This is a genomic window from Psychromonas sp., assembly GCF_041586535.1.
GTDB lineage: Bacteria > Pseudomonadota > Gammaproteobacteria > Enterobacterales > Psychromonadaceae > Psychromonas.
Window position 1 is genome coordinate 18,007 of sequence record NZ_JBFGZY010000020.1, and the last position, 17,822, is coordinate 35,828.

A 17,822-nucleotide genomic window follows, 5' to 3' on the forward strand; every position below is an offset into this window, starting at 1 on the left:
GAGCTTATCCGCTCATAACACTAAACTGCCGTTTAATTCGCCCCACGCCCCAAAAAACATTGCACTATGCAGAGCCTGATTCCTGCAATATCTGGTTAAAGGCTTCGATAACTGCTTTTGGATCTTGTGCATGGGTTATTGCCGTCACCACGGCAATGCTGCCGACGCCAGTTTGCCAAACGGCAGCGGCACGCTCAAGGTTAATACCGCCAATTGCAACGGTTGGGGTCCCTTCAAGCAAGGCAGCATATTTCTGCAAACGCTCTAAGCCCTGCGGATCCGATGGCATATCCTTGGTTTTGGTGGGAAAGATATGTCCCAGCGCGATATAACTGGGTTTAAGCTGCTGCGCCCGTAATATCTCATAATAACCGTGGGTACTGAGTCCTAAACGCAGCCCGGCATCCGCTATCATAGGCAGATCCGCAATATCCATATCTTCCTGGCCGAGATGCACGCCGTAAGCCTGATGCTTGACTGCGAGCTGCCAGTAATCATTGATAAACAAACGCGCATGGTATTTTTTACCAAGTGCTATTGCCTCGATAATCTGCTGCTCAACTTGCTGCGGTTGTTTGTCTTTGATGCGTAGCTGCAGGGTTTTGACACCCAATTTTAAAACTTTTTCTAGCCATTCGACACTGTCTAAAACAGGATATAAACCCAAGTTCAAAGTATCACATGAGACAAACCCCGGGCCGGCTTCCAAAGTTCCCTGCAGATCTAACTCATAACCAATTTGTGACTCCGGCAAGACCACTTCCGGAAAATCACTTTTATTGCTTGGCCAGCCTAAATGAGCTATCGCACCTTCGCCTTTACCCAGCTGTTTGCTGGCTTTTAAGCCTTGATTTAAATAGGCTTTAGCAATTACTAATGCATCTTCAATAAAATAATCCAAGGCGATGCAGGCAGCAATTGCGCTGGCTAAGGTGCACCCCGTTCCGTGGCTATGCACACCCGTTAAGCGTTCACTGCTTAAGGCGATTTCACGTTGTCCATCGGTCCAGTAATCAAGGGCTATTTTATCCACAAGCGGAAAATGCCCGCCTTTAATCAAGACGCTTTGACAGCCCATAGAGATTAACTTTTCGGCGGCAGGTTTTAATGATTCACCACTAATTAAAGCATGGCCAGATAGGGCCAGCACTTCATTGGCATTGGGTGTTAATAGATCAATGCAGGGTAATAAGTCAGTTTTAATGACCGCAATAATACCCTCTTCGGCCATATTATCACCCGTTGATGCAACTGCCACCGGATCGTAAATAACAAAAGGCGGCACAGCCCAGGTCTGTTTAAACTCCAGCAACTTTTCAGCGAGAATTTGCACATGCTTAATACTGGCGATTAAACCAATTTTAATCACCCTGGCCGGCATATCTGCCGCAAGAGAGGTTAACTGCTCGCTGAACATCTGTTCGGAGACACTTTCAACCAAACTCACAGCCACTGAGTTTTGTGCCGTGACAGCGCTGATCACGCAACAACCATCAGCGCCTAATGCCTTAAAGGTATGCAGATCCGCCTGGATCCCCGCACCACCACTACAATCAGAACCAGCAATCGTCCAAACGATATGATTCATATTAACACCACCCGAATCCCCGCACCGCCACTGTAATCAGAAACTACAATGGTCCAAGTAATATTATGACTCATATTAAACCTTATCGGTTTGTAAAGCAGCGGGCTGATATATCTCAGCACCAGAATCATTAAACTCTCTGGCTTTTGCCGCCATGCCTTGCTCTGCGTTCATAACAACGGTTTCATCTAATAACTTAATAGAGATTTCACCGTCTTCTAACTGCTTGGCAAAATCACGCACATCCTGGGTAATTTTCATTGAGCAGAATTTTGGCCCGCACATTGAACAGAAATGCGCCACTTTGCCTGACTCTTGCGGCAAGGTTTCATCGTGATATTCACGCGCAGTAACAGGATCTAAACCAAGGTTAAACTGATCTTCCCAGCGGAATTCAAAACGTGATTTTGATAAGGCATTATCACGGATTTGCGCACCAGGATGGCCCTTCGCTAAGTCAGCGGCATGGGCAGCCAATTTATAAGTGATTAGACCTACTTTCACATCGTCTTTATTAGGTAAACCAAGATGCTCTTTTGGTGTTACGTAACATAACATGGCACAGCCGTACCAACCGATTTGTGCAGCACCGATACCAGAAGTAATATGGTCATATCCAGGTGCAATATCCGTTGTCAGTGGGCCTAATGTATAGAACGGCGCTTCGAAGCAATCTTCAAGTTGCTTATCCATATTTTCTTTGATCATTTGCATTGGCACGTGACCAGGGCCTTCGATCATAACTTGAACATCGTATTCCCAGGCAACTTTAGTCAGTTCACCTAAGATTTCCAATTCTGCGAATTGTGCCTGATCGTTGGCATCTGCAATTGAGCCAGGACGTAAACCGTCTCCTAGTGATAACGATACGTCGTACTGCTGACAAATTTCACAAATTTCACGGAAGTACTCATAAGCAAAGTTTTCTTTATGATGTGATAAACACCATTTAGCCATGATTGAACCACCACGCGAAACAATACCCGTCACACGTTTAGCCGTCATTGGCACAAAACGTAATAACACACCGGCGTGAATAGTGAAATAATCCACCCCCTGCTCAGCTTGTTCAATTAAGGTATCGCGGAAAACTTCCCAGGTCAGGTTCTCAGCAACTCCATTTACTTTTTCCAGCGCCTGATAGATTGGCACGGTACCGATTGGCACCGGTGAATTACGCAGGATCCATTCACGGGTTTCATGAATATTACGGCCCGTAGACAGATCCATTACCGTGTCACCGCCCCACAAAGTTGACCACACCAACTTCTCTACTTCTTCTTCAATTGAAGAACTCACTGATGAGTTACCAATATTAGAATTCACTTTAACTAAAAAGTTACGGCCAATGATCATCGGCTCAAGTTCTGGGTGATTAATGTTAGCAGGGATAATTGCACGCCCTTCTGCTACTTCTTTCCGGACAAATTCAGGGGTGATCGATTCTTGTAAATTAGCCCCGAAACTATGACCCGCGTGTTGGAAATGTAATGCTTCACATTTTACGCGGTCACGACCTTGGTTTTCACGGATCGCAATGTATTCCATTTCAGGGGTAATGATACCCTGGCGAGCATAATGCATTTGCGTGACACATTTACCTGCTTTTGCTTGTAATGGTTTAGGTAAGTTAGCAAAACGTAAATCATCTAACGACTCATCAGAAAGACGCTCTTGCGCAAAATCAGAGCTTACTGTTGTTAGCTCTTCAACATCATCACGTGCTTCAATCCAGCTTTGACGTAAACGGGGTAAACCCGCATGAACATCTATTTTAGTATTTGGATCCGTATAAGGGCCCGACGCATCGTAAACTGGGATCGGTTCATTTTTTTCATAAACAGGATTTTCTTCAGTGCCACCCACGAAGGTATCCGTTTGATGGATTTGGCGCATCGCCACTTTAATCGGATGGATTTCACCATTGATAAAGATTTTTTCAGAATTTGGGTAGGATTCGTTATTTAAATTTTGGATATAATCTTGCGCGGCTTGGCGGGCTGCTCTACGAGATAAACCTTTACGGCTGGTGGTTTTTAAATTCGAGTTTACTTGATTAGACATAGCAATCTTTACCTTAAATAAGTTGGGTAGTGAGAGTGCTTGTCGAAATTCAGTGGAAAGTGTAAAGAAAACAGATCGATTTCTTTATGCTTGTTCCCTACGCAGGTATTACCCCAATCAGGTTCCACGGATCCCACATGAAAGATATAAGGCATTTTGCTTATATCAGTGGTCTCAGCCCTAAGGCTCTCCGACAAGAGCCAGCAGTATAGAAGAAAAGAGATCAAACTTAAACAGGTTCAGTCAAAAACTTGAGCAATTTAGTATGGCTAACCTTGCCTAACACGCTGAATAATTTATTAGCAAAAAAGTTAAAAATGCGGACTGAAGTCCGCGCCCCAAAACAAAAAAGCCCCTGCTATTTGCATAACAAGGGCTTATAAGCTTTAAATATTTTCTTAATTAAAAGAAATTATTTCTTAGCTGCTGCTTTTTCAGCTTTAACTTTTTCAATTACTGCTTCTGCAACGCCTTTCTCGGGGACGTAGACTTCAGTCTACCTGAAAACATGCGGACTGAAGTCCGCGCCCCAAAACAAAAAAAGCCCCTGCTACTTTCATAACAAGGGCTTAAACGCTTTAAAGCTAATTAAGAAATATTATTTCTTAGCTGCTGCTTTTTCAGCTTTAACTTTTTCGATAACACCTTCTGCTACCGAGTTCGGGCAAGGCATGTAGTGTTTGAACTCCATAGAGAACTGACCACGGCCAGATGTCATTGTACGTAGAGAACCGATGTAACCGAACATTTCTGAAAGTGGTACGTCAGCTTTAATACGCACACCAGTTGCGCCTGCTTCCTGGCCAGAGATCATGCCGCGACGACGGTTAAGGTCACCGATTACATCACCAACGTGGTCGTCAGGAGTAAACACGTCTACAGCCATGATTGGCTCAAGAAGTTGCGCACCCGCTTTAGGGATAGACTGACGGAATGCACCACGAGCAGCTAATTCAAATGCTACTGCAGATGAATCCACGGCGTGGAAACCACCATCATAAAGTTCAACTTCAACGTCTAATACAGGGAAACCAGCTAGTACACCAGTATCCATCATGCTCTTGAAGCCTTTCTCAATAGCAGGGAAGAACTCTTTAGGTACGTTACCACCAACAACAGTTGATTTGAACACAAAACCAGTACCAGGTTCACCAGGCTTAACGCGGTAATCGATTTTACCGAACTGACCTGAACCACCAGATTGTTTCTTATGCGTGTAGCTATCTTCAATCGCTTGCGTGATAGTTTCACGGTAAGCAACTTGAGGTTCACCAACAACCAGGTCAACGCCGTATGTACGTTTAAGGATATCTACTTTGATATCTAAGTGAAGCTCACCCATACCAGATAGGATTGTTTCGCCTGAATCTTCATCAGTTTCAACACGGAACGTAGGATCTTCTGCAACCATTTTACCGATAGCAATACCCATTTTCTCAGTTGAACCTTTATCTTTTGGTTTAACAGAGATAGAGATTACCGGCTCAGGGAATACCATCGCTTCCAGAATGATTGGATCTTTTGGATCACATAATGTGTGACCAGTCTGAACGTTAGTTTTCATACCCACGATAGCGATGATGTCACCCGCTTGTGCTGATGTTAACTCTTTACGGTCATCTGCCTGCATCTCAACCATACGGCCAACACGCTCAGTTTTACCTGTTGCAGCATTAAGAATCGTATCACCTTTTTTCAGTTTACCTGAATAGATACGTACGAAGGTCAGTGCACCAAAACGGTCATCCATAATTTTGAATGCTAACGCTTTAAATGTTTCATCTGCAGAAACAATTGCTTCACGACCAGTAGGCTCGCCTTCTTCATCTGTTAGCGGTTGCGGATCAACTTCAGTTGGTGATGGTAGGTAGTCAACAACTGCGTCAAGAACGTTTTGTACGCCTTTATTTTTGAATGCAGAACCACAGTAAGTCGGGAAGAAGTCCATAGTACGTGTACCTTTACGGATACATGCTTTAAGCTGTTCAACAGTCGGCTCTTCACCTTCCATGTACGCTTCCATCAGGTCATCGTCCTGCTCAACAGCAGTTTCAACCAGCATTTCACGGTACTCTTCAACTTGATCAACCATATCCGCTGGGACATCTGTGATTTCGTAGTTTTCAGGAAGACCAGAGTCATCCCAGATGTATGCTTTACGTGTAAGCAGATCAACAACACCACAGAATTCGTCTTCGATACCGATTGGTAATACCATTACTAATGGGTTAGCAGCCAGAACGTCTTTAGTCTGCTTAACAACACGGTAGAAATCAGCACCCATACGGTCTAATTTGTTTACGAAAATAATACGTGCTACTTCTGAGTCATTCGCATAACGCCAGTTAGTTTCTGATTGAGGCTCAACACCACCAGAACCACAGAATACACCGATACCGCCATCTAATACTTTAAGTGAACGGTAAACTTCTACTGTGAAGTCAACGTGTCCAGGAGTATCGATAACGTTCATACGGTGATCTTTCCAGAAACAACTTACCGCTGCAGATTGGATAGTAATACCGCGCTCAGCTTCCTGTTCCATGAAGTCAGTTGTAGACTCACCGTCATGTACTTCACCTGTTTTATGAATTTGACCGGTAAGTTTCAGGATACGCTCGGTGGTGGTAGTTTTACCCGCATCAACGTGGGCGAAAATACCAATATTTCTGTATTTACTTAAATCTGTCATTTTTTATACTCTATATGTAAAAAATTGAAACCAATATTCCGGCGGCATTATACAAGTATTAGCATTAAACAGAACACAGAATTCATAAAAAAAACAAAATATGTTGTTTTTTTAGCCATTTTTTTAGTTGATTTTTAAAAAACAGTCCGGATCTGATAAAAAATATGAATTATAAGCAAACTTATCTGATTTTTTAAATTTTGAGAGAAGAGAAAAACAAACTCAACTGCTCGCAATTAACACCAAAGCAAACAGCAGGCTAAAAACAAAAGTTGATAACGCCGTATTTTTAAGCTCAGTGTTAAATATTCGACCATCACGCAGATCCTTAAAAATTGCGTCTTTTAAGGCCAGACAACTTTTGATTAACGGGATGAAACTCAGTAAAAAAACAAATTGCCAGATGCGCACATTCTCAAGCAGACTCAAGTAACAAACGGCACATATGAATGCTCCGCCGATAAGAAACAGGTGATAGGTAAAGGCATTTTTCCGCCCCCATAACACTGCCAGGGTAGTTTTTTGGCTTTCCTTATCGGTATATACATCACGCATATTGTTAATATTTAAAACTGCAGAAGATAAAAGTCCGACACAGGTTGCAGGCAGCAGCAAAGTCCAGGAGAAACTTAAACCGTAAAGATAATAACTACCGAGTACACCTAAAAAGCCAAAAAACAGAAAAACAGCCAAATCGCCCAGCGCTTTGTAACCATAGGGTAATTTGCCCATGGTATAAGTTATCGCAGCAATAATCGCCAACAGCCCGAGTAATAAAAAGACCAACCAGCTGGTTAAATTATCGCCTAATGCAGCGACCAGCAAACTGATCCCCGATATTAACACTAACAACGTCGCTAAAATAATGGCAACTTTCATACTGCCCGGTGTGATAGTCCCTGTCTGCATTGCGCGTAGCGGACCGACACGCTGCGCATTGTCGGCGCCGCTAATGGCATCACCATAGTCATTGGCAAGATTAGATAAGATCTGTAATAACAAAGCAGTACTCAGCGATAAGCCAAAAATAAGCAGATCAAAAATTTGTGCGCGAGTGGCTAAACCAGCCCCTAAGATAATTGAAGCAGCGGCGAGTGGTAGGGTACGCAAACGCAACGCACTTAACCAAACTGAAACCTTACTCATTTGAATTGTCCTAATTAATTTTAGTTATGCACAGATCCTCTATGAATCATGCGTTAATCGCGATACATTAACAAACCTCAACCTATAAATATATAACGAGCCGATGTTAACTGCTGAGCATAATTTTAAATTGATGATCAATTTTATTCGCGAAGAATTACAAGCATTTGCGGGACAACAGGGTGCGAAACCAACATTTAATCTGGTTATTCCGCTGGCTCACTTTGATTTAATGAGTTTATTAAAGGGGCAATCATCGAACCCTGTTGCTGTTTATCCGTGCATTTACTGGCAGGATAAAGCGCATCTGCAGACCATTGCCTGCTTTGGCGCAATCGACGAATGTTTACATATCCCTCAGCCCACACCTCAAGCTTGTTACTTTGGCGGCTTAGCTTTTCAACAGCAGGGGCCGCAGTGGGAAGATTTTCCGGCGATCCGTTTTATCCGCCCGGCACTGGAGTTTAAATCAGAGGGGCAACAGCTTACCCTGACCTGCCATTTTAACGGCAGCAATAGTATTGAAGACAGCTTGTTATTGTTGAACCGCCTGCAGCTTTGCCCCCCGAAAAAAAGCGCCAAAAACCACATTCTTTCCCGCCAGGATACTCCGAATCAGGCTCAGTGGGCAGAGCTGGTTGAATTAGCTATTGAATATAAAGCGTTAATACCTAAAGTTGTTCTGTCACGCCAAACCGAGCTTATTTTGGAAGAAAAAGTTAACCCGTGGACGTTGATTGAGCAATGGCAGGCGGCGAACCTCAATAGTTTTCATTTTGTATTTCAGTTTTCGAAAAAATATGCTTTTATCGGCTGCTCACCGGAACGGCTTTTTTCGCGGGATAAAAACACCCTTCAAACCGAAGCATTGGCAGGTACGGTTAACCGGGGCAGAGATCAGCGTGAAGATCTGATGCTGCAGCAAAGTTTGTTAAGTGATAAAAAAATTGATCGGGAAAACTACTTAGTACAGGAATTTATTGTCTCTAACCTGAAACGTTTGAAAGCCGAGGTGGTATGCGCCGATCCTCATGTTATGCAGCTGCAGCACGTCCAGCACTTATGCGTTGCTATCAATGCCGAATTAACCACCCAGACCAGTGATGCGGATCTTTTATATAAATTACACCCGACGCCTGCGGTGGGCGGCACCCCGAAACTGCCTGCTTTGCAGTTTATTCACGATAAAGAGCCTTATAACCGCGGCTGGTATGCAGGGACTGTCGGTTACCTGCGCACCGACAAAAGTGATTTTAGTGTTGCTATCCGTAGCGCACTGCTCTCTGATAATTCCATTAAACTGTTTGCCGGTGCAGGCATTGTCACCGGCTCCATCGCAGATCAGGAATGGCAGGAGCTGGAAAATAAAATTCATACTATTTTAGATATTTTATCTATGTAATCAAAGGGAACAAATGCTAACGACATTACCTGAAGAGCCCTCTTCATTTGCCCATAAATATGCCAATATCAACCTGCTATGGGCTTCACTGATAATTGAAGAGTTAGTCCGTAACGGCATCGTTGATTTTTGCATCGCTCCCGGGTCCCGTTCAACTCCTTTAACCTTAGCGGCAGCCAACCATAAACAGGTTAATACGCATGTCCATTTTGATGAACGCGGTTTAGGTTTTTTCGCCTTGGGGCTAAGTTTATACAGCCGCAAACCTGTGGTGGTTATTACTACTTCGGGCAGCGCCGTTGCTAACCTTTATCCTGCGGTTATTGAGGCAAAACAAAGCGGAATTTCCCTGATCGTGCTTTCTGCTGACAGACCGCTTGAGCTGATCGATTGCGGCGCTAATCAGGCCATTGACCAGTTTCGTATTTTTTCTCACTATCCGGTTTTTTTTGCGCAGCTCCCGAGTGCAACCACCAGCATAAAACCCAACTACCTGCTTACCACCCTTAACCAGGGGTTACAGAAACAGCAGCAGAGTCCTGCGCCGATTCATTTCAACATCGCTTTTGCAGAGCCGCTCTACCCGCAAGCAACTTTGGTGAATTATTTATCCTATTTGCAACCGCTCGAACAATGGCTGAAAGATAAACACCCCTTTACCCGCTATTTTCATCAACCCCGTCACTTGTTGGCAGATCCCGGGATCCAGCTGGCTGCTAAAAAAGTGATTGTGATTGCCGGAAGAGTACCGGGCAAAGATCAATGCGGGGCAATAGCGGAGTTTGCCAGAGTAAATAATTATCCTTTGTTAGCGGATCTGCAATCCGCATTAACCAATAATGACCAGCAACTCCATTATTATGATTTATTATTGGTCGATGATAAATTCAACAAAAACCTGCAGCAGGCGGATCTGATTGTCCAGTTTGGTGATCAAATTATCTGCAAACGCTTAACCCAATTCATTGAAACATTTACCGGCGAGTATGTTTTGGTCAGCCCCGCAGATAATCGCATCGATCCGGCGCATCAGTTAAGAAAAAGGTATGTCTGCTCGGCAACTCAATGGATTAAAAGCCTTAACCATAATACGCCGGCGATTAGCAGCAACTGGCTGCAATCGCTTAAAAAACACAGTGCGGCTATAAGAGAACAGATAATTACCCCGTTCTTAGCCACTGAGCAGCTCAGTGAAATGGCCGTCACTGCAGCTTTAGATAAACTCCTGCCTGCCGATGCCCCTGTCTTTATCGGCAACAGTATGCCGGTGCGGCTGGCGGATCTGTTATTTATTAAAAATGCAGCTTTGCCTTTTACTAATCGCGGCGCAAGCGGCATTGATGGCCTGGTAGCAACCGCAGCGGGTATCGCAAAGTCTTATGCAGGTGCAACGACCCTGTTAATAGGTGATACCTCTTTTCTTTACGATTTAAATTCACTGGCCTTATTAAAACAGCTTAACGCTCCCTTTGTGATTATTCTGTTTAATAATGATGGTGGTGCGATCTTTAATATGCTGCCCGTACCAAAGCAGCAAAAACAAGATTATTACCAGTTACCCCATGGTTTGACTTTTGCAGATACCTGCAGACAATTTTCAATTGATTATTATGAGCCGGCTAAACTGGATGAGTTTATAGATAATTATCAAAAATCATTACAAAAGCGCCTCTCTTTAATTGAGGTTTGTGTAAAAAACGACCAAACTAGTAAACAACTTGAACAACTCAAAGAGCAGGTAAAACATGCCACTTTATAATCAGACGCAGGGAGATCCCCAATCTCCCGCTTTGGTCTTTTTACATGGTTTTTTAGGTAATCATCATGATTGGTCTGAAACAATCGCCTACCTTGAAGACGATTTCTACTGTATCTGTATAGATCTGCCTGGCCACGGCGGTTCGGTGGCCATCTCAACTCCTCTGGATCGCGGCTTTGAAACAACCCATGCTTTAATCAAAGATATATTGCAAGAGCTACAGGTAAAACAGTATGTTCTTATCGGTTACTCTCTCGGCGGGCGCATTGCACTTGATTACGCGCGTACCCAGCAGGATAACAACTTAAAAGCACTGGTCTTAGAGTCCTGCCATACCGGTTATACAGCAGAGGATGAAAAACAGACCCGTTTTGCTTATGATCTTGACTGGGCAAGACGTTTCGCCACACAAAGCGTGCTGCAGAGCTTATACGAATGGTACGAGCAGGATATATTTGACGATCTCTCCCGTGCACAAAAAAATCGGGTAATCGATAAACGCAGTCACAATTATGGGGTCTGCCTGGCAAATACGCTGCTTTCAACCAGCCTTGCCAAGCAGACCAGTGCCTTGCCTTTTCTGCAGCAGAATGCGGCACAAAAAAAACCATTACCCGTGTATTACTGCTTCGGTGAAAAAGACAAAAAATTTAAAAATCTCAGCCATACACTGGCCGATTTTTCGAATGTCCAATTGACTGAATTTAAAGGAAGCGGACATAATATTCACCAGCAGCATCCTCAGCAATATGCACGCTTTATCAAAGAACACTTTGGTAAATAATTTTTAACAACGACCTTTTAGGAATCGTTACACAATAACCTGCTCTAAATTGTTTCCAAAAAGCCTAAAATGACTGCTTATTTTGAAAACAAAAGCGCAAGTAATTTTGAAGTCGATCCTTAGCTAATAAAAATAAGAGAAAAATATGCCTGAAAAAGATTTTTACGCACCAATTTTATGGGAAAAAAGCGACTTGCAATTCAGTGATATTCTTTATCACAAAGCCGATGGCATTGCCAAAATCACTATTAACCGACCGCAGGTCCGTAACGCTTTTCGCCCGCAGACGGTTAACGAAATGATGCAGGCATTAAATGATGCCCGTTATGACAACAGCATCGGAGTGATTATTCTTACCGGTCAGGGGCGCCTGGCTTTTTGCTCCGGTGGTGATCAAAGCGTTCGCGGGGATTCAGGTTACAAGGATGAAGAAGGCGGCCACCATCTCAATGTTTTGGATTTTCAGCGCCAGATCCGCACCTGTCCAAAACCTGTTATTGCCATGGTCGCCGGATACGCTGTGGGTGGCGGCCATGTTTTACATATGATGTGTGATCTGACCATCGCCGCTGAGAATGCAAAATTCGGTCAGACAGGTCCTAAAGTCGGCTCTTTTGACGGCGGTTGGGGTGCCAGTTATATGGCACGTATCGTTGGCCAGAAAAAAGCCCGCGAAATCTGGTTTTTATGCCGCATGTATGATGCTCAGGAAGCCCTTGATATGGGCCTGGTTAACACAGTAGTTGCACTTGCCGATTTGGAAAAAGAGACCGTTAAATGGTGCCGCGAGATTTTGCAGAATAGCCCGATGGCACTGCGTTGTTTAAAAGCAGCATTAAATGCAGATTGCGATGGTCAGGCAGGATTACAGGAGCTAGCCGGCAATGCCACCATGCTTTTTTATATGAGTGAAGAAGGTCAGGAAGGTCGCAATGCCTTTAATGAAAAGCGTAAACCTGATTTTTCAAAGTTTGGCCGCAATCCTTAATTGTTGCAAACAATATATAGGGCTGCATTGCTCCGGATATAGTCCAAACTATTTAAGCGTTCAATAAAGGCAATATATTTTAGTTTTTTGGACAATTAAGTTAATTGATAGCCTATGCCTATCGAATTGATTGAAATAAACAATTCGATAATTGTTCTGATTTGGCGCATGCTATTGGAGATAAACAGCGTGTTAAAACACTTTTTTTAATTTATTTAAAAGGAATAACTCATGGTATTAGTAGGCAAACAAGCTCCTGATTTTACAGCTGCAGCAGTGTTAGGTAATGGCGAAATCGTTGATAGCTTTAACCTGAAAGACTTCTCTAACGGCAAAGAAACAGTGATCTTTTTCTACCCTCTTGATTTTACGTTTGTATGCCCTTCTGAGTTAATCGCATTCGACAAACGTTTTGGTGAATTCCAGGCACGTGGTGTTGAAGTAATTGGTGTTTCAATCGATTCACAATTTACACATAACGCATGGCGCAACACTGCAATCAACGATGGTGGTATCGGCGCAGTTCAATACCCGCTGGTTGCTGATGTTAAACATGAAATTTGTAAAGCATACGATGTTGAACTGGAAGAGGCAGGCGTTGCACTACGTGGTTCTTTCCTAATCGACAAAAATGGTGTAGTTCGTCATCAGGTAGTAAATGATCTACCACTTGGCCGTAACATTGATGAAATGTTACGTATGGTTGATGCACTTCAGTTCCATGAAGAGCACGGTGAAGTTTGTCCTGCTCAATGGGCTAAAGATAAAGCCGCTATGGACGCTTCTCCGGAAGGTGTTGCTAAATACTTAGCAGAGCACAATGACGATCTGTAATCTTTTCAGATTGTAAATCATACAAAAAACGGCTTCTCTATTGAAGCCGTTTTTATATCCGCTGTAAAAATTTCCCCATCATTTATCTGTTTTTATAATGTTCATCGCTTAGTTTAAGAGACTTTATTCTCTGCGACGTTATTGCATCGTCAACGGTTAACAATAGTTGAGGAAAAGAGCGTTATTTGTTATAAAGACGCACCCTAAAATTTTTACTCATTGCTTATTTTGATTTATTCCTCTTAAAACAAAAGAACGATAAGTATCCACTTAATTCAGGAAAACAGTAATGAATGGTGCCAACTTTGTCGTCCAAGCATTAAAGCAGCAGAATATCACGCAAGTCTTTGGTTATCCGGGCGGGGCAATTATGCCCCTATATGACGCACTCTACGACGGCGGCGTTGAACACCTTTTATGCCGTCATGAGCAAGGTGCTGTAATGGCCGCTATCGGTTATGCACGCGCAACAGGAAAAACCGGGGTTTGCATCGCCACCTCCGGACCAGGCGCAACAAACCTGATAACAGGATTAGCCGATGCATTATTAGACTCTATACCCGTTGTTGCCATCACCGGGCAAGTGGCCAGTCATTTGATTGGTACCGATGCTTTTCAGGAAGTTGACGTACTCGGGCTATCCTTAGCCTGCACCAAACATAGTTTTATGGTGCGCAGCGCAGAGCAACTGGGGCCGGTTATTGAACAAGCTTTTGAGATTGCTCAATCGGGACGCCCCGGCCCGGTTTTAATTGATATCCCCAAGGACATTCAACTGGGTGATGCTGTTATCCATGCGTTGACCCAAAGTAATATCGACAAAAAAGCATTAGATAAAAATTTAGTAGAGCAGGCTCTGAGCATGATTCAGTCCGCCACAAAACCCCTTGTCTATGTGGGCGGTGGGGTTGGCATGGCCGATGCGGTCACAGAGTTACGTGACTTTCTTAATAGCGTTAAAATTCCCAGTGTGTGTACCTTAAAAGGTATCGGCTGTATTCCCCATGATACCTCTTATTTTCTCGGGATGGTGGGAATGCATGGCAGTAAAGCGGCTAACTTCGCCATTCAGGAGTGTGATCTGCTGATTGCAATCGGCGCTCGCTTTGACGATCGGGTTACCGGAAAGCTGGATGAATTTGCTCCCGGTGCAAAAGTTATTCACCTTGATGTCGACGCCGCTGAAATTGATAAACTGCGGGTTGTCGAGCTGGCGATGAATGATGATTTAAAATTAGTTTTACCCGCCCTTAAAACCAAAACACAGATTTTGAGCTGGCAAACCCACGTGACAAAAATGAAAATGGATTTTGCCAATCGTTATGATCATCCCGGCAGCGCTATTTTCGCTCCCGCCCTGCTTAAACAACTTGCCGAAATGAAACCGGCGGATACGATAATATGCACTGACGTAGGACAGCATCAAATGTGGGTTGCGCAGCATATGTTTGTGGATCGCCCCGAGAATCATATTTCCAGCTCCGGTTTGGGAACAATGGGTTTTGGTATCCCGGCGGCGGTCGGCGCGCAGCTGGCTCGGCCTGATAATATGGTGATAGCCGTTTCTGGCGATGGCTCCTTTATGATGAATGTGCAGGAGCTGGGTACCATTAAACGCCAAAAACTACCGATTAAAATCGTACTGATTGATAATCAGCGCCTGGGTATGGTACGCCAATGGCAACAACTGTTTTTTGATGGTCGCTACAGCGAAACTATTTTAACCGACAACCCGGACTTTGTTACCTTAGCCAGTGCTTTTGACATTCCCGGTGAAACCGTTGAGACAAAAGATCAGATCCAGGATGCATTAACCAGATTACTGAACAGTGAAGGTGCTTACTTGTTACACGTATCTATTTCAGAAGCTGAGAATGTGTGGCCGCTGGTACCGCCAGGTGCGGCAAATAACCATATGATGGAGAGTGTAGAATGAAATATTTAATGATAATTCAAGGAGAGAATAGTCCTGAATTATTGGAGCGTTTATTACGTGTTATCCGCCATCGCGGTTTTTACACCCAGAAAATAAATGCGGAAAGCACTGAAAACCACAAATTACTGCATGTTACCGTGACCGTAACCGGCGAACGCCCGGTGAGCTTATTAAGTAAACAAATTGAAAAAATATTTGGTATTACCCAGGTTGCGGTATTGGGGCAGGCACAGCCGGCCAAAGAAAGCGCGTAACTTATTCAAGTTACCTTTTCTGTGAAAATCAGTTAAGGTTAACGCTGTTAAAATGTACTTAATTAACAAGCTGTTTGCGCTCTCACTTAAAGATCTTCTAAGCAATGTAGTAATGAACAGCCGCTAGTTATCAAAAAAAGGAATTAAAATGCCACAGTATCGTTCAAAAACATCAACTCATGGCCGTAATATGGCCGGTGCTCGTGCATTATGGCGTGCAACGGGCGTAAAAGATGATGATTTCGGCAAACCAATTATTGCCATCGCCAACTCATTTACCCAATTTGTCCCCGGCCACGTGCACTTAAAAGATATGGGACAACTCGTTGCCGGTGCCGTTGAAGCTGCCGGTGGTATCGCCAAAGAGTTCAATACCATTGCCATTGATGATGGTATCGCGATGGGTCATTCAGGTATGTTATACAGCCTGCCTTCTCGTGATTTGATTGCTGATTCAATCGAATATATGGTCAATGCGCACTGTGCTGATGCGATCGTTTGTATCTCCAACTGTGACAAAATAACTCCGGGAATGTTAATGGCGTCACTGCGCCTGAATATTCCGGTTATTTTTGTTTCCGGCGGGCCAATGGAAGCGGGTAAAACCAAACTGTCAGATCAACTGATCAAACTGGATTTAGTTGATGCAATGGTCATGGGACCGGATAAAGATGTTTCCGATGAAGATCTTGCCAAAGTAGAGCGCAGTGCCTGCCCGACATGCGGCTCCTGCTCGGGCATGTTTACCGCAAACTCCATGAACTGTTTAACCGAAGCCTTAGGTCTTTCTTTACCGGGTAACGGTTCAATGCTGGCCACCCATGCAGACCGTGAGCAACTGTTCTTAGACGCGGGTAAACGCATTGTTGAGATAACTAAACGTCATTACGAACAGGATGATTATTCCGTTTTACCACGTTCAATTGCCTGTAGAGAAGCTTTTGAAAATGCCATGGCACTTGATATCGCCATGGGTGGTTCAACCAATACGATTTTGCACCTGTTAGCCTGCGCGCAGGAAGCCGAGCTAGACTACACCGTTGCTGATATGGATGAGATGTCCCGCCGAATTCCTCAACTGTGTAAAGTTGCCCCTTCCACACCTTTATATCATATGGAAGATGTGCATCGCGCCGGCGGTGTGATGGCTATTTTAGGCGAATTAGACAGAGCCGGTTTATTAAATAGCGATATTCCAACTATCCTTAGCCCGACCATGAAAGAGCAATTGGCAAAATACGATATAATGCAAACCAGCGATCCAAAAATCATTGATTTTTATCGTGCTGGACCAGCCGGTATCCGTACTGTACAAGCCTTTAGCCAGTCTTGCCGCTGGGACACAGTAGATAATGACCGCGCAGCTGGTTGTATCCGCTCCATAGATCATGCATTTAGCAGCGAAGGTGGTCTTGCCGTGTTATTTGGTAATATGGCCGTTGACGGTGCAGTGGTTAAAACAGCGGGTGTCGATGATGATAACCTGACATTTACCGGACCGGCTAAAATATACGAAAGTCAGGATGATGCGGTAGCCGCTATTTTGGGTGGTGACGTGGTTGAAGGTGATGTTGTTGTTATTCGCTATGAAGGCCCACAGGGTGGCCCGGGTATGCAGGAGATGCTTTACCCGACCAGTTACCTGAAGTCGATGGGGCTGGGTAAAAAATGCGCCTTAATTACCGATGGTCGCTTCTCCGGCGGTACCTCTGGTCTGTCAATCGGTCACGTTTCACCTGAAGCGGCTGCCGGTGGTGTGATTGGTCTGATTGAAAATGGTGATATTATCGATATCAACATTCCATCACGGGCAATGGACTTGAAAGTATCTGAAGAAGTGTTAGCTGAACGTCGTGTTGCAATGGACGCTCATGGCTGGAAACCGGTCGATCGTGAACGCTACATTTCAACGGCACTGAAGGTTTACGCTTCAATGGCGACTTCTGCCGATAAAGGTGCTGTACGCGATCTGAGCAAACTGAAATAAAGCCGACAGCCGACAAAAACATTTAAAAAGCCGCTTGATTGGTCTATCAAGCGGCTTTTTTTATTGTCGGAGTGAGCAGAAGCTAGATAATGGAGAGCAAGGCGTTTGTCAGAGCAATAGCCGGTGTGTATTTAAAAACAACATTGTTATTCCTGATGTTAACCAACAAGGTAGAGCTGCTATTGCTCCAAATTGCTATTATACCAATTCCGTTAATTAGGTGATCTATTTAGGCGTAGGAAAAATGGATGAAAGCAAGGCATTGATTGCAGTAACTAGTTGTTCTAATTACACAAAATAGTATGGAACGATTTTGAACAGCTTTAGCTGGCCACAAAGTGGTGAAGAACAGGACGTTCTGAATCAAATCAATAACAAAGACTAAAAC

The 17,822-nt window shown here is 44.0% G+C and carries 12 protein-coding genes and 1 riboswitch; of the genes, 8 read left to right on the forward strand and 4 right to left on the reverse strand.

Features of this window, described 5'->3' with window-relative positions; translation table 11 throughout:
* Window positions 1-64: 64 nt before the first annotated feature.
* From thiE to menA, 4 genes are all read right to left on the reverse strand, one after another.
* Window positions 65-1,588 carry a thiamine phosphate synthase gene (thiE, locus tag ABZA00_RS03920; RefSeq protein WP_372880838.1) on the reverse strand — a complete coding sequence of 508 codons (1,524 nt, stop codon included), beginning with the start codon at window positions 1,586-1,588 and terminating at the stop codon, window positions 65-67.
* Window positions 1,589-1,663: 75 nt separating this feature from the next.
* A complete protein-coding gene (thiC, locus tag ABZA00_RS03925) occupies window positions 1,664-3,652 on the reverse strand; it encodes a phosphomethylpyrimidine synthase ThiC (protein ID WP_372880839.1) in 1,989 nt (662 codons plus the stop codon).
* Between the two features lie 77 nt (window positions 3,653-3,729).
* Window positions 3,730-3,855: riboswitch (TPP riboswitch) on the reverse strand.
* Window positions 3,856-4,250: 395 nt separating this feature from the next.
* Entirely contained in the window at window positions 4,251-6,344 is a 2,094-nt protein-coding gene (fusA, locus tag ABZA00_RS03930; RefSeq protein WP_372880840.1) for an elongation factor G, read from the reverse strand.
* 222 nt (window positions 6,345-6,566) lie between these two features.
* Entirely contained in the window at window positions 6,567-7,490 is a 924-nt protein-coding gene (gene menA / locus ABZA00_RS03935) for a 1,4-dihydroxy-2-naphthoate octaprenyltransferase (protein ID WP_372880841.1), read from the reverse strand.
* A gap of 103 nt (window positions 7,491-7,593) precedes the next feature.
* On the opposite strand from menA, the gene ABZA00_RS03940 reads away from it, so the two are divergent.
* From ABZA00_RS03940 to ilvD, 8 genes are all read left to right on the forward strand, one after another.
* On the forward strand, window positions 7,594-8,892 hold the full coding sequence (locus tag ABZA00_RS03940; protein ID WP_372880842.1) for an isochorismate synthase MenF: 1,299 nt from the start codon (window positions 7,594-7,596) through the stop codon (window positions 8,890-8,892).
* 13 nt (window positions 8,893-8,905) lie between these two features.
* Window positions 8,906-10,651 (forward strand): 2-succinyl-5-enolpyruvyl-6-hydroxy-3-cyclohexene-1-carboxylic-acid synthase, encoded by a 1,746-nt coding sequence (menD, locus tag ABZA00_RS03945; protein ID WP_372880843.1) that lies wholly within the window; start codon window positions 8,906-8,908, stop codon window positions 10,649-10,651.
* The gene (gene menH / locus ABZA00_RS03950; RefSeq protein ID WP_372880844.1) at window positions 10,638-11,435 is read left to right on the forward strand and encodes a 2-succinyl-6-hydroxy-2,4-cyclohexadiene-1-carboxylate synthase; all 798 of its coding nucleotides are present in this window, start codon (window positions 10,638-10,640) and stop codon (window positions 11,433-11,435) included. The genes menD and menH overlap by 14 nt, the downstream gene beginning before the upstream one ends.
* A gap of 145 nt (window positions 11,436-11,580) precedes the next feature.
* Window positions 11,581-12,423 carry a 1,4-dihydroxy-2-naphthoyl-CoA synthase gene (gene menB / locus ABZA00_RS03955; protein ID WP_372880845.1) on the forward strand — a complete coding sequence of 281 codons (843 nt, stop codon included), beginning with the start codon at window positions 11,581-11,583 and terminating at the stop codon, window positions 12,421-12,423.
* Window positions 12,424-12,654: 231 nt separating this feature from the next.
* Window positions 12,655-13,257 carry a peroxiredoxin C gene (locus ABZA00_RS03960; protein ID WP_372880846.1) on the forward strand — a complete coding sequence of 201 codons (603 nt, stop codon included), beginning with the start codon at window positions 12,655-12,657 and terminating at the stop codon, window positions 13,255-13,257.
* A gap of 289 nt (window positions 13,258-13,546) precedes the next feature.
* Window positions 13,547-15,193, forward strand: a complete 1,647-nt coding sequence (gene ilvG, locus ABZA00_RS03965) for an acetolactate synthase 2 catalytic subunit (RefSeq protein WP_372880847.1) — start codon at window positions 13,547-13,549, stop codon at window positions 15,191-15,193.
* Window positions 15,190-15,447, forward strand: coding sequence for an acetolactate synthase 2 small subunit (ilvM, locus tag ABZA00_RS03970; protein WP_372880848.1), 258 nt, complete (start codon window positions 15,190-15,192; stop codon window positions 15,445-15,447). Before ilvG ends, ilvM begins: the two co-directional genes overlap by 4 nt.
* A gap of 148 nt (window positions 15,448-15,595) precedes the next feature.
* The gene (gene ilvD / locus ABZA00_RS03975; RefSeq protein ID WP_372880849.1) at window positions 15,596-17,434 is read left to right on the forward strand and encodes a dihydroxy-acid dehydratase; all 1,839 of its coding nucleotides are present in this window, start codon (window positions 15,596-15,598) and stop codon (window positions 17,432-17,434) included.
* Window positions 17,435-17,822 lie beyond the last annotated feature (388 nt).

Bases quoted from the DNA above. Each gene is read 5' to 3' on its own strand.
- thiE (WP_372880838.1), bottom strand. From the start codon at position 1,588: ATGAATCATATCGTTTGGACGATTGCTGGTTCTGATTGTAGTGGTGGT.
- thiC (WP_372880839.1), bottom strand. From the start codon at position 3,652: ATGTCTAATCAAGTAAACTCGAATTTAAAAACCACCAGCCGTAAAGGT.
- fusA (WP_372880840.1), bottom strand. From the start codon at position 6,344: ATGACAGATTTAAGTAAATACAGAAATATTGGTATTTTCGCCCACGTT.
- menA (WP_372880841.1), bottom strand. From the start codon at position 7,490: ATGAGTAAGGTTTCAGTTTGGTTAAGTGCGTTGCGTTTGCGTACCCTA.
- ABZA00_RS03940 (WP_372880842.1), top strand. From the start codon at position 7,594: ATGTTAACTGCTGAGCATAATTTTAAATTGATGATCAATTTTATTCGC.
- menD (WP_372880843.1), top strand. From the start codon at position 8,906: ATGCTAACGACATTACCTGAAGAGCCCTCTTCATTTGCCCATAAATAT.
- menH (WP_372880844.1), top strand. From the start codon at position 10,638: ATGCCACTTTATAATCAGACGCAGGGAGATCCCCAATCTCCCGCTTTG.
- menB (WP_372880845.1), top strand. From the start codon at position 11,581: ATGCCTGAAAAAGATTTTTACGCACCAATTTTATGGGAAAAAAGCGAC.
- ABZA00_RS03960 (WP_372880846.1), top strand. From the start codon at position 12,655: ATGGTATTAGTAGGCAAACAAGCTCCTGATTTTACAGCTGCAGCAGTG.
- ilvG (WP_372880847.1), top strand. From the start codon at position 13,547: ATGAATGGTGCCAACTTTGTCGTCCAAGCATTAAAGCAGCAGAATATC.
- ilvM (WP_372880848.1), top strand. From the start codon at position 15,190: ATGAAATATTTAATGATAATTCAAGGAGAGAATAGTCCTGAATTATTG.
- ilvD (WP_372880849.1), top strand. From the start codon at position 15,596: ATGCCACAGTATCGTTCAAAAACATCAACTCATGGCCGTAATATGGCC.